Source organism: Paenibacillus sp. FSL H7-0735, from assembly GCF_038008505.1.
Classification (GTDB): Bacteria; Bacillota; Bacilli; order Paenibacillales; family Paenibacillaceae; genus Paenibacillus_AQ; species Paenibacillus_AQ odorifer.
Genome location: NZ_JBBOZH010000001.1, coordinates 5,561,267 through 5,575,041 on the forward strand (window position 1 = coordinate 5,561,267; position 13,775 = coordinate 5,575,041).

General features: G+C 50.1%; 7 protein-coding genes. All 7 read right to left on the reverse strand.

The annotated features are described in order from the left end of the window. Positions 1 to 87 precede the first annotated feature (87 nt). The 7 genes from NSS82_RS25295 to addB all read right to left on the reverse strand — a co-directional run bounded on the left by NSS82_RS25295 (position 88) and on the right by addB (position 13,772). Positions 88 to 531 carry a GatB/YqeY domain-containing protein gene (locus NSS82_RS25295; RefSeq protein WP_036683862.1) on the reverse strand — a complete coding sequence of 148 codons (444 nt, stop codon included), beginning with the start codon at positions 529 to 531 and terminating at the stop codon, positions 88 to 90. Between the two features lie 15 nt (positions 532 to 546). Next, positions 547 to 720: a 30S ribosomal protein S21 gene (gene rpsU / locus NSS82_RS25300; RefSeq protein ID WP_036657994.1), complete on the reverse strand. Its 174-nt coding sequence runs from the start codon at positions 718 to 720 to the stop codon at positions 547 to 549. A 139-nt stretch (positions 721 to 859) separates the two neighbouring features. After that, on the reverse strand, positions 860 to 1,219 hold the full coding sequence (locus tag NSS82_RS25305) for a histidine triad nucleotide-binding protein (RefSeq protein ID WP_036683863.1): 360 nt from the start codon (positions 1,217 to 1,219) through the stop codon (positions 860 to 862). 354 nt (positions 1,220 to 1,573) lie between these two features. Then, positions 1,574 to 4,990 carry an AAA family ATPase gene (locus NSS82_RS25310; RefSeq protein WP_076103759.1) on the reverse strand — a complete coding sequence of 1,139 codons (3,417 nt, stop codon included), beginning with the start codon at positions 4,988 to 4,990 and terminating at the stop codon, positions 1,574 to 1,576. Between the two features lies 1 nt (position 4,991). Next, positions 4,992 to 6,173, reverse strand: a complete 1,182-nt coding sequence (locus NSS82_RS25315) for an exonuclease SbcCD subunit D (RefSeq protein WP_076103757.1) — start codon at positions 6,171 to 6,173, stop codon at positions 4,992 to 4,994. Between the two features lie 40 nt (positions 6,174 to 6,213). After that, on the reverse strand, positions 6,214 to 10,257 hold the full coding sequence (gene addA, locus NSS82_RS25320) for a helicase-exonuclease AddAB subunit AddA (RefSeq protein ID WP_076272676.1): 4,044 nt from the start codon (positions 10,255 to 10,257) through the stop codon (positions 6,214 to 6,216). A gap of 2 nt (positions 10,258 to 10,259) precedes the next feature. Further along, a complete protein-coding gene (addB, locus tag NSS82_RS25325) occupies positions 10,260 to 13,772 on the reverse strand; it encodes a helicase-exonuclease AddAB subunit AddB (protein WP_076103755.1) in 3,513 nt (1,170 codons plus the stop codon). Between the last annotated feature and the right edge of the window lie 3 nt (positions 13,773 to 13,775).

A 13,775-nucleotide genomic window follows, 5' to 3' on the forward strand; every position in this document is an offset into this window, starting at 1 on the left:
GAACTCATAACCCTTAATACGCTGAAATTGGATTTACGTTTCATTACATAGAAAAGCACCCCTTTTGCAAGGGGTGCTAGTGCTATATTATTGCAGAAATTGCAGAACCGCCTGGTTCACGAGTTTACCATCAGCGCGACCTTTGACCTTAGGCATCAGTGCGCTCATGACCTTCCCCATTTCGCTCTTCGAAGAAGCACCGGTTTCCTGGATGGTCTGCTGTACAATTACTTTAATTTCTTCTTCGGAAAGTTGCTCGGGAAGATATTTAATAATAATCTCGATTTCTGCTTTTGTACTCGCGGCAAGCTCGTCGCGACCCGCTGATTCAAATTCTTGGAGGGCATCTTTGCGCTGTTTGATTTCACGACTAAGGATATCAAGCACTTCGTTGTCGTCCAATGTTCTCTTCAGATCTATTTCAAGATACTTTATTGTAGAACGAACCATTCGAATCGTGGAGAGCGTGAACTTGTCCTTACTCTTCATCGCTTGCTTCATATCTTCGTTCAATCTCTCGCTAAGATTCATGCGTGGGTAATCCTCCTAAAACTTTCTCTTACGAGCAGCCTCAGACTTCAGCTTTTTCTTAACGCTCGGCTTTTCGTAATGTTTGCGTTTCTTCACCTCAGCCAAGACACCATCTTTTGCGATGGAACGTTTAAAGCGACGAAGTGCAGCATCAATTGTCTCGTTTTTGCGAACTTTCGTTTCAGACACAGGTTTCCCCTCCCTCCGACCATACCGTCCAAGAGCATAACACGGTTTATCAAACTCCATTATAGGTCAAACGGAAATAACGTGTCAACCTTCGTGCTATTCTTTTTTCTGGCAAGTTCTTCAACATTAAATGATTATGCTATGCGTGGGAAGCTGAGTTTCCAGTGAGCGCACCCAGCTTGGCTCCACCCAGCAGGTGATAATGAAGATGAGGCACAGCTTGTCCACTATCAGGCCCGCAATTATTGATTAAACGATAACCAGACTCAGCAATCCCAAGGTCTTTGGCGATCTGTTGGGCTACACTGTGGATTTCAGCAATTAGCGGAAGATCCTCAGGTGTAACATCATTCATTGAAGCAATGAACTTCTTGGGAATGATCAACACATGTACCGGTGCAGCCGGCTCGATGTCGTAAAATGCAAGAATACGTTCATTCTCAAATACTTTTTTGGAAGGAATAGTACCCTCAATAATTTTGCTAAACACGGTCTCCATAGAGTGCTTGCCTCCTAAAAATTGGTGAAATTCCACTTCATCATAAGATAATCATACAGGATAATCATCAATTACGAAAGCAGCAAGCAAACTCAGTATAATCAGCACCAAACTGTATCTGTTACAGAATGAACCATTAAATAAATATATCAACACCGTTAGGCCTAAAAAAGACAAAAAAAAGAGAAACACCCTTCACAGCTTATAAAGCTGATTCGGCGGCGGACGTATGAAAAGGAGTTCATTCCCTGCCATACGTCCGCCGAGGTGTTTCTAAAGTAATGTCGGCTTAGCTGTATTATAACAGCGCGTTGATACTGTATCTGTGATAAGAATCACACACATTGTAGATCTTCACATTTTTTCCAAAAGGATCCGAGATCCCCCTCCACCCTGTTCAGCAGGTACTACTACCAGCTTGCGTGGCAGTCGTGCCCGAAGCTCTGGAACATGGCTGATAATGCCGACAGACAGTTGGTCGTTATGCAGTCTTTCCAGTGAGGTAATTACCGTATCGAGCAATTCCGGATCCAGCGTACCAAAACCTTCGTCCAAAAAGAAAAATTGCAATGGATACTGCCCCCGCAGCTGAATCTGTGCCGAAAGAGCAAGTGCAAGTGACAAGGAAGTTAAGAACGTCTCTCCGCCGGAAAGCGTGGAGACCGGTCTTCTTACACCACCGTTTCCATCATCACGGATTACAAAGCCACCGCCCGAATCAACCTCCAGCGCATAACGCTGTTTGCTCAGGAAACGAAGCCGCTGAGAAGCAGACTGGCACACCTGCATCAATTGTTCCTCCGCAATATACTCAACAAAAGCATTTCCACGTAAAACCGTCTGCAATTTGGACAAATGATCCTGTAGGGAAGCATGTTCTAGCCGCTGGGCTTCAAGCTCCATCCAGCGAATATGCCGATGCCGCAGATCCTCTAGATCTCGCTCTGCACGCGCTCTTGCTTGCAGAGACATTTCATCCTCTGACTTACACGCGCTTAAGCTCTCCTGGCTAACTTGCCATTCCTCTTCACTTAAGCTGGCTCCATCAAGCTTCTCTTCAATATTGCGCAGCTGCAATGAGACTTCAGCTTCTTCAGCACGATGGGCACGTACCCGAGAAGATGAAATTTCCCGCTCTTCAGGTGCGAGAGCTGCTCCTTCAACCTCAGCGGCCGAACTAAACGGTGAAGAGGTTAAGCTTTGCTCCCACAGATGGCTTGAAGTCACATAATGCTCTCGAGCAGATTCTGCAGCCTGGCGGGTAATCGCTGCCTCCTTGATCTCATGCTGCGCTTTTTCCGCTGCCGTGAGATGTAATCGTTGGCTGGTCTCCACAGCTGCTAACAATTCCTGCAGACGACGCTCACACTCTGCTAGAAGTGGGGCAGCAGCGCGGCCATTAGTCCACTCTAGAAGACGCCGTTCTTTTTCACGCTGCAATTCTTCTTTGCCTTCCATCTGTGTATTCCACTGAGTAAGCTCTTTATCGAGTCCGGTGATAGTTTCCTGAAGATTCTGTACCGAAGCGCTTTTCTCATCCAGAAACTTGACACTGATTTCCAGTCGGGATCTAATTTCCTCAGCTTGAGCATCCTTGGCTAACAGCTCACGATAAGCTTTTTCTACCTCTTCCGGTGCCAAATCAGGGAACTGCTGTACCCAGTTCTGCCGCAAAGCGGTTAGTTGGCCACTCAGTTCCTTGGCTTTGGCGGTAAGACCTTCTACCCAGCTTCGCTCACCTTCGGCACCTGCTGCTTCTTTGAGGCATAGCTGCTGAACTTCCTGCATCGATTGCTGCCACTGTATCGCTGTACGGCGCAGTTCTCCAGACTGGCTTTTTAATGCTAAAAATGCAGCATCAAGTTCTGCCAAAGCTTTTTCATCTGGGATGGACATATCGGTAGAGGAAACCTCTGTAGTACTGACTTCTGAACCTGCCGCTGCAGGATGATTTACCGTATCAAAAGCTCCATCACCAAACACCTGCTCCAGCCAAACCAGGTCCTGCTCCCTTAAACCACGGAACATATGGCGTGCTTCCAAAGCACGTCTGGACAACACCCGAGCCTGTTGAAGCTTTGACTCCAGTTCCTGTTGCTCTAGGTTATCCTGCAATACAGCAGGGGCCGGGTGGTGTTCGCTGCCACATACAGGGCAAGGTTGTCCTGCTTCCAATTCTTTAGCCAATCCAAGCGACAGTCTGTGCAACTCATGCCCCTTGAGGGCTGCTTCCAAAGAACTGATATGTTGCTCCAGGCTTTCTGCTGCGGTGCGCGCAGCTTCTTCTGTCGCCAGCAGCTTCTCTTGATGCAGCGCCGCCTCGCGGATCAGCTGCCCGCGAGAAGCTTCCTGCTGCTCGCGGCGGCCCTCGGCCTCCGCGAGTCGCGCCTGCGCAGCCGCGAGTGCAGCGGCACGCTCGCGGCGCTCCTTCTCCGCCTTATCCCACTGGGATTCGGCGGAGTGCAGCCCTTGCAGTCTCTGCATCGCTTCTTGCAGAGACTGCCGCTCCTGGGAGCGGACACCGAGCGGCTGCAAGCTCTGCTGCAGCTCTTGCTGGCGCTTTTGGCCCTTGGCCAAAAGCTCACGCTCCCGGGCCATGCCCTCCCGCAGCTCCGCCAGCTTGCGGGAGGCCTCTTCGCGGCGCTCGCGCAGAGCCGCGAGTTCGCGCCGCAGGGCGCCGAGCTCGGACTCGAGCTCGAGCGCGCGGCGGTAGGTGTCGGCCCCCTGCCGGAGGGCCGGCTCTTCCGCCGCAAGCGCGGCCTGCGCAGCAGCCGCGGCCGCAGCGGCACGCGCCGCCTCCTGCTCGGCAGCGGCGGCCAGCACCTCTTGACCCTCCGCGCGGGTCAATCGGCTCTTGAAGGCTTCTTCCGCGCTTCGCCATGCTTTCAGCGCGGGAAGCCTAGCCTCGGCCTCGTCAGCTTGGCCGAGCTTCCGTTCAAGGAGGAGAATCTCCTCCTCCTTGGAAAGCAGTCCCTGCCGCTGCAATTCGCGGCGGGTCCGTTCCTCTTGCAGCTCGCGAATGCGCGTGAAACGCTCCGCGACCTGCAGCGCCGCCTCCAGCTTGCGGCGGCATTCCGCAGCATGTTGGGCTGCTTGTTCGAGGCGCTCTGCCGCTGCCTCTACATCCTCTTTGCCTGCGCTGCCAAGCCCCTGCTGCTCCGCTTCGAGCGCGCGGAGCGCAGCCTCATTCTCCTTCACCCGCCGGCTAAGCTTCAACGCAAGCTGATCGCCATACTGTTCCAAATGGAACAGGCGCTGCAGCATTTGTCGGCGGTCTACGCCCCGAAGCGATAAGAATTCGGCGAATTTCCCCTGCGGCAATACAACTGCTCGCGTGAAGTCATCCATTTTGAGTCCAATATGCTCTTCCACACAACGTGTAACATCTGCGAGTTTATCCGCCATAACGTTATCCCCGTCAGGTGTGACTTCAATGAAACGGCTAATGGTGTTGCTGACTGTTTGCTCACCAGTCCGCTTGAACTTACGTTCAACACGATAACGATGTACCCCAGCGGAAGAAGTGAGCTCAAAGGTAAACGCCACGCTGAGTGAATCCTCAGAGTGATTCATAATCCCCTGTGTCCCGTTAACGGCGCGCTCTACTTTCCCGTACATCGCCAAAGTAATAGCATCCAGCAAACTGGACTTGCCGCTGCCCGTAGGTCCAAAAATCCCAAACAGCCCGGTCTCACACAGACTTTCAAAATCTATTTCCTGCATTTCTCTATAACTCTGCAATCCTGCTACTTTTAATAAAATAGGCTTCACCTTAGTTCTCCTCTCCTTCCTCCGGCTGCTGCCGTTCTTCTTCGGTTAGCTGTAAGAACAGCTCAATCAAACGATCCTCCGGCTCCGCCCCGCCCGTCTGGCGCTGATAGAATTTACGGAACAATTCCTGTACAGGCATACGTGAACGGGAAATCTGTTCAAGCTCCAGCTCCATTTGCGGATAAATCGGACGAATATGAATGATCCCCTCACGTGATTTACGCAGGCGCTGAATATCATTCATCGACATAGCTTCACTGAGCCGAATCTCCAAATCTATAAAAGCAGAAGCATCTCTACCTTCATCCAACCAGTTATATACCTCTTGCAATCCACCCGTAGAGCTCCATCTTACAAGTGGGCGTCCACAGCGAAGATAGATTTCTTCGAAGGTCGGCTCACCGCCCGGCGCAATATCAATCAGCGTCACCGACTTGGCTTGTCCTGCTTCAGAAAAGCTATATGCCAACGGGGATCCGCTATAACGGATCATCCCTTCCCCTTTAACACGCTGAGCGCGATGAAGATGGCCTAGGGCAGTATATTGCGCTCCACAGGATAAAGCAGAAGGGTCTACAGTGTAAGCCCCGCCCACCTGAATCGGGCGTTCCGAATCACTCTCTACACCACCCAGCACATAAATATGGCTCATCGCCAAATTTACGGTTTGTCGGGTAAATTCCCTTCCCAACAATTGCATAAGTTTGCCTACCCGTGCGCTGTAAGCTAATCGAAGCTCCTCTTCCCCGCTGTCCCCAGCAAGCAACTCACCGAGACGTGCCTCAGAGGGATAGGGAAGGGCTGCGATTTTGGCAATCTCACCCGTGCGCGCAGCATGAACTGTCACTGGCTCTGAGGTTGGAAGTCCTACCAAGGTAATCCCCTGCCTTAATACAAGCGGGGAGACTGAAGATACGCGCTCCGGTTGGTCATGATTGCCGGCAATCACCACAAGGGGCCTGCCCCCTGAAGATAGCCTGGCAGCAGCCTCATAGAATAATTGCTCCGAAGCCGCTGGTGGATTAACGGAATCGTACACATCTCCCGCCATCATAATCAAATCCACCTTATGAAAATCGGCGATCTCCACCAATTCATCTATGAACTGCTCTTGCTCCTTCTGGCGGCTTCTTCCCTCCAGCGTACGGCCCAAGTGCCAATCCCCCGTATGCAATATCCGCATCTTCGTCCTCTTTCCCCGCTCCTATGCGGCAATGAATAATTTATAATTTCACAGCATGATCGCCGTCAAAAAAGTACAGCCAAATCTCGCTGATCGGTTCTCCCAAAATATCATGTAATGCCTTGCTGTATAACTCTAGCTGAAAACGATATTTTTCCTTAAGTGCTTCTAGGCCGCCCTGATGTTCTAATACAGAGTCCGTCTTATAGTCTAGCAGAATAATCCGGTCCTCTTCTCGGAACAGGCAGTCAATGACCCCTTGAATTAGCACAGCCTCACTAAAGCCTTCCTTATTGTTCTCAGGGGTAAGCTCCGAGACGGCTTCATTCATATAATCGAGCCCTCGATAAGCCTCACCTGCGGGAACCATATAACTGAATGGCATTTCTCTAAGCTTCCAAGAAGAAGCTATTAATCTACGTCCAAGTTCATTAGTATAAAAAGCTTCTATCTGATCGGGAGCTACAGCCTCCACCTGCTCAGCAGTTAGAATAGCCACTCTCTGAAGTCGGGCTAAGGTTTCTTCCACAACCATAGGATCAACTGAACCCTCCAGCGGAATATGCTGCATGACTGTATGGTATGCTGTCCCGCGTTCCGCTGGGGTCAGACTGCGTTTTTCCATAAATTTCGGACGCCGCAAATGAAGACTGTCCGCACCTGCAACACTTGGACGTTTATCGTTTTCTATTGAGGTTGTAGAATTGCCTTCTTCCAGCAGATCAAAAGAGGGCTGCTCCTGTAATGACAACAACGCTTTTAACTCCGTAACAGAAGTTTTAGCCGGAATACCTGAGGCTGCCGCATACGGATAATTCCATTCCAGTCTTCTAGCAATTTCATCGCTAGTCTCTGTTTCATATATATTTACAGATTCACCCTTATGCAGTGCTTCGAGTACAGCTTGCCGTTCCTCTACCTTATCTTCAGTCTGATCCGTTGGCAGGAACGCCCCAGAATTAAGTTCGGAAGCATTTTGCACACTGATGCTCCAGTTGGACACATCATTGTGCAGCACCGTGGAGACGGTACCTTCTGAACCGCCCAGCTTACGAAGAATCGCCGCAGCAGGGTGCCGGATCAATGCCGGTCCAACCCAATCCAAATAGCTGCGCCCTCGGGCCAGCAGATGGTCTGCAAGCAGCAGCTCATCCCGGTTCTGTACGCTGCTCCAGCTAGCGATTTTGCGTGGCAAATCTCTTACGGTGCCCACTAGAATCATTTTATCTCTCGGACGAGTTAACGCCACATATAATACACGCATTTCCTCAGCTAATAACTCAAGCCGTGTACGCCGGTTAATAGCCAGATAAGGAAGTGTTGGGTAACTAACTCGCGTTTCCCGTTCCACAAAACGTGGCCCAAAGCCAAGCTCTTTGTGCATAAGAAATGGCGAATGCAAATCTTGTCGATTGAACTGTTTTGCCATCCCGGCTACAAAAACAACAGGGAACTCCAGACCTTTGGATTTATGGATGGTCATGATTCTGACGCCATTGCCTTCTTCACCGCCACCGCCAGCTACACCCAGATCTCCGCCATTCTCACGAAGCCGTGAAATGAACACCAGAAAACGGAACAATCCGCGTGCTGCGGTGTCATTCTCAAATTGCACAGCCCGATCATACAAAGCTTTAAGATTGTTCTGGCGCTGCGAGCCTCCAGGCAGTCCTCCAACCCATTCCAGATAGCCGCTCTCCCCATAGATACGCCAGATCAGCTCACTGAGACTACCTTGTCTAGCCGCATTTCTCCAGCTTTCCAGCTGTTCTAGGAAATGTTTAAGCTTGCGCTTCAGTTCTGGACTGATCTGCGGCAGATCTTTATCAGGTAAAACATTATTTTCGACGGTGCTTGCGGATTCAATCACATGAGCCGAGAAGAGGTCATACTCTTCTTCAGCCTCTTTTGCATCTTGCATATCCACCGCCATCTGTACTGCTTGAAAAAAAGGACCCTGACTACACATACGCACCGTAGCCAATTCTTCTTCCGTTAATCCGACCACAGGTGAACGAAGTACGCCAGCCAGCGGAATGTCCTGCTGAGGATTATCAACTATTTTTAAGAGGGAAAGTGCAATTTCCACTTCTGTAGCTTCAAAATAACCTTTATTCAGATCACCATAAGCAGGGATTCCTTCCATCCGAAGCTCTTCGATGATTAGAGGGGTCCAGATTCTTGCCGAGCGAAGCAGGATCACGATATCACCGTAAATAACCGGGCGCATAATCTTGAGTCCTTTATCGTAGATAAGCAGTGGCGATCCACCGGTCATCCCCGTCATTTGTGAAATACGCCGGGCAATTGCCCGCGCTTCCAGCTGCGCCGTCTCGCTCTCAATGGCTTCACTCTCCTGAAGTGGCGCCTCACCGTCTTCAGAGGTCTCTTCTGACTTCCCTGCTGCCGAACCACGATCAATCAATAATAACTCCGGTGCAAAAAAGATATCAGGCCCCTTCTCTGCTGCACCTGGGAAATTCGCTCCGTAAACAAGCTCAGCGCGTTCATCATAATTAATCTCCGCTACCGTCTCATTCATAATCTGCCGGAAGATCATATTGACGGCATTTGCAACCTCCATGCGACTGCGAAAATTACGGGCCAGATCGATGACCGAACCGCTAGATGATTCATTAGTAATTTCAGATAGATCATCGATTTGGTGTGAGCCAAAGCTGCGGTATTTATCCAGGAATAGCCCCGGCTCCGCCAGACGGAATCGATAGATACTTTGCTTCATATCTCCGACCATAAACCGGTTACCGGGTGTTTCACGGGATATTAGCCGCACAATCTCCTCTTGCACACTATTCGTATCCTGATACTCATCCAGCAGAACCTCATCGAATTGAGCACGGTATTCCATAGCTGCATCAGAAGGCAGGGAATGACCGGGCGTAGAGTCCGGATGGCGTAGAATTTGCAGACAATAATGCTCCAAATCACTGAAGTCGACTAGACCTCTTCCTGCTTTTTCAATTCTATAACGTTCACCGAATGCTATCACTGTCTCTGCAAGCTCTGCCATCAGTGGAGCCGCTTCGTTCAGCTCTTTCAAAAAAACCTCAGGCGGACGGCCAAACAATGCTTTCTGAAGATCTAAAATACTCTTCTTCACACTGTCGCGCAGTTCCTTCACCATCTCCTGCAGTCCAGGATCTGTCGAATCCTTCTTACAAGCCTTTAATTTCCCAAAATATACTTCCATGAAAATATCATATAATTCTGCCCAAGGTCGTTCGTTTACGGCATCCTGCAGTGCATTTACCATCTCAAGATCAGCGGTTAAATTCTCAGCATAGGGTGCCGGACCGCCCGGCTGCAGTGCAATCTCCCGGCCTTGAATCAGCTGACTGGCTGCGCCCGCAAGTGTCAGCTTCGCTTCTTCAAGAATGCTCAGCACCCATGGCGTTCCACCCAGACTTTCGGTGTCTGGCAATGAGAAATCAGCTGCAGTATCACGGAGCCATTGCGCAGGCCAAGGATGGCTGCGGGCATAATCATGCAATCGCTGTATGAGCGCATGCACTGCATCATCACTGCGTTCACCACTGAACCAATCAGCGAGCTGCACAAATATACTATCCTCGCCATCCGCACCTGCTTCACCGTACTTTTCCTCCAGCAACTCTTCGAGCAGCTCCTGCCGCATCATCTCCGCTTCATGCTCATTTAATATGCGAAAACCCGGATCAATCGGAATCATTTGATAATAACGCCGGATCACTTCCAGACAGAAGGAGTGCAACGTTGTAATCGAAGCTTTGCCCAGCAGGGATAGCTGACGGCGCAAATGGTCGTTCTCCCCATTCTCCTCCAGCTCCCGATCAAGGGCTTCCCTGATCCGCTGCCGCATTTCGGCAGCCGCAGCTTTGGTAAACGTAGCTACTAATAGCCTGTCTACACTGAGGCCGTTCTCTTCCTTACTGATTTTTCGAATAATCCGTTCTACCAGCACCGCCGTCTTACCGGAACCTGCTGCCGCAGCAACGAGGATGTCATCACCGCTCTCCGCAATGGCGCGCCACTGGTCATCACTCCATATACTTCCTTCCGGTTTCGCTTCTATTTCAACCTTCATACTCAAGGTGTAGTTCCTCCTTTGCGGGACAGCAGATCCCATATAACGTCCTTCCCTGGCTTACCCAGATTGTTATAGCTGTTGCCTTCCACAGCTTCATCGAACTGGCAGACAGGTCTAAAGGAACAGAATGTGCAGGCGGTCTCCTGCCCAATTCGGTACGGCTCAATCGCCACATCACCTTCTGTAATCCGTGTCCCGATATCCGAGATTGTCCCTCTAACGGAGGATAATAGATGACCCCACTGCTCTGGTGTAGCTACTGAAGCACTGCTATAAAAGCTGCCGTCAGCTTTTACTGCTACAGGCACGATAGAAGAATACCCTTTGTCTAAAGTGGTATCCATCAGGGAGACAACCTCACGATCTGCTGTAAGCAGTCCTTTCATCTTGAAGCGTTTCAACAGCTCTTGCTCAGCCTGTTCCTTGTTCATCCCATTGGATGAGGTCAACAACGGATCATGCACATGGAAATAAAGTGTGCCGGCTGGAAGTGCCGGCTGCCCCAGCCATTGCTCCGAATATGTTAGCAGCACATCCAAATAAGTCAGCATTTGCAGCGATAATCCATAATACACCTCATGCAGCTTGAGATCCTTTTGGCTCGATTTATAATCAATTACCCGCAGAAGAATTCCGTTCTCTCCACGGGCCATATCTACACGGTCAATCCGGCCAACAACCTCCATCACGCAGCCATTTGGCAGCGTAATCCTTAAAGGCGGCAACTCCTTATCCGGTCCAAAGTCCAGCTCCAGCCCTACTGGCTCAAAGCTGCCCCGGCGGGCATGCTCGCCCAGAATCACAGAAGCACGTCCAACAATATTCTTAAGTTTACGGGAGATGTACCCGTAACGTTTGGAGCTCATTAGGATTTCACCCTGCAACATCGGAGATAGCCGCTCTACTGTCTCACTGGCCTCACGCCGACATTCATCCGGAGACAAGCTGCCCCAGCCCCGTCCCTCTTGTTTCAGTCTTATCGCCATATCACTTAACGCAGCATGGAACAGCTGTCCAATATCAGGTGCTTGCAGCTTATATAGCTGACGCTCCTTCAGTCTTAGTCCGTAGGACGCAAAATGGGAAAATGAGCACGCAACAAATTTCTCCATCCGGGACACACTGCCCCGCAGTGTTGAGCCACCATACAATCTGAGGCTTGTGCCACGCTTTAGCTTCGTTCCCTCATTACGATAGAACAGTGAGCTTAGCAAACGTTCCAGTTGAAATTTACGATCTTCGTTCTTAGTAAACCAGTTATACACATCCCACCATAGCTCCGGAATTTCTGTCCCCTGGCGCCACTGCCGCAGCTGCATAATCAATGCGCGAAGACTCTGTTCTGGTTGACCAATGAAACCGAGATGAATAGAATTTCCGACTTCTGCCGGTAGTCCCGCAGGGGGAAGTGCTGACAAGCTATGCTCTTGAACCCTTGGGAACATTCTATGCAAATGCCGGATAACCTCAGAGGGAAGGAGAGCTTTGCCCTCATCATCTGCTGTAGCGTAGCTAATCCAGAGCTTTCGGCTTCCTGTCGTTAGCGCATTATAGATCAGAAACCGCTCGTCCAGCAGTTTACGAGAAGCGCCGGGAGCAAGCTCCATTCCAGCATTCTCTAGTACGGAGCGTTCACCTTCCGAGAGAATTCCATCTTCCTTAAACTGCGCAGGCACAACACCTTCATTAAATCCAAGCAAAAAAGCGTATTTAACCCCCGTTGGGCGAGTCCGATCCATATTGCCGACCAATACTTGATCCAGTGCGGGCGGAACTAGTCCCATTTTAAGCTCAGCAAGTCCTGTCTCTAGAACTCCGGTGAACACTTCAAACTCAAGTCTTTCATTGCCCATCATTTCTACTATCTGATCTAGCAGATCAAGTACCGCACCCCACAACTGGCTATGTTCCCTAGCCTTCTCGGGTTGGCCCTTCTCCATAGACTTAACACTGAGTTTCTCCAGCTTTCGTGCAACATCCGTCTCTTCAAGCAGCTTGTACATTGCCGTACATAGTTCAAGGCCGCTACGGCTTTTCTGGATTCGTTTCTCAAAAGCAAATAATGGTCCTGTTATACTAGCACGGCATCGTTCCATAGTAGCAAGCAGTTCATCATCCATCTGTCTGCCGCCTTCCAGCGACAAGCTAGGAATACCTTTCCATGAGCGGCCATCCGTCCAGCGATACCCTTGAATCCCACAAGCCAGCACATAGTTTTCTAAAGCATCCATATCCTCACGTGTAATACTACCGTCTAGCGGAAGCAAAAGCTCCGTCTTTACGCAACGGAATACATCCTCGTAACGCCAGCGACGACGCACTACATCCAGCGCGGAACGTATAAATTCCACTAGCGGATGATGCAGCTCATTTACCTTCTGGTCCAGAAAAAATGGCACTCCGTAATCTTGGAACAACGGTTGGATCAGCTGCTCGTAATCGCCAATATTGCGCATCAATACAGCCATTTCGCCATATTTTGCACCTTCATCACGCGCCAGTCTAGTCATTTCGCGCAGTGCTCCCTCAACCTCTGCTCTGTGCGAAACTGCGGCGCCTATGGATATAGCCTCTCTTGCCAGTTCATCCGCACCTATCCAGGCCTTCCGGCGATCATATCCCCGTTCAAGGTGAGCAAGTACTGGACTTTCTTCAAAACGCGGAAGAACCGTTGGCTCCAGCAGCTCGTCCCACACATCAATGCCCAGCTCTTCAGCTATTCCACGCAGTTTAATGTAAGTAACCGCAGTGGGGTGAAACAATTCAAGCTCATTCAACTGATCTCCATATGGGTAAGGACGATCAATTGTAAGCGAAACGGTCAGCTTCGAAGCTTGCTGCATCAATTCTCGAAGCACTACGAATTCCTGCGGAGTAAATCCATGGAATCCATCTACCCAAATCTCCGCCCCGCGAATGTAGGAGGAATCAGGAATATGCTCAGCCAGTTCTGCTAAACGATCCTCTTCATCGATATAGAGACGTGACATTTCCTTCTCTAAATCGCTGAATACCAGCTGCAAATCATCCAGCTTACCCTCAAGAATAGGACTTCTTGCAATAGCTCCTCGCATAGCGGACAACTGCTCTTCTAAATCAGTGGAACCCAAACAGCAACGCTTCATCTCCGTGTGCAGTTGGTTCAGACGTTCCACAAAACCCGGTCTGTCTGCTGAGGCACCGAACAATTTCAGTTCCTCTTTGCGACGACTGATGATTTTGTAAATTAACATTTTCTTACCTTCATCACTGATTGGCAGACTTGCACTGCCACCAGTTTCCTGCTTCACACGATAGGCAAGCCGCGAAAAACTCAGTGTCTGCGCCCGAAGGCTTCCCTTCACATTCCCTACGGTCAAAAGCCCCCGTTCTGCTCCAAAAGAACCTTGCTCTGGCACAAGAATAATAATCGGCGCACCAAGCGGTTCCTTCTCTAAGGAAGAAGAGATAGATTCCCATATTTTTGTTGTCTTGCCACTGCCCGAGCGGCCTAGTAAAAAGGTTACCGACATAAA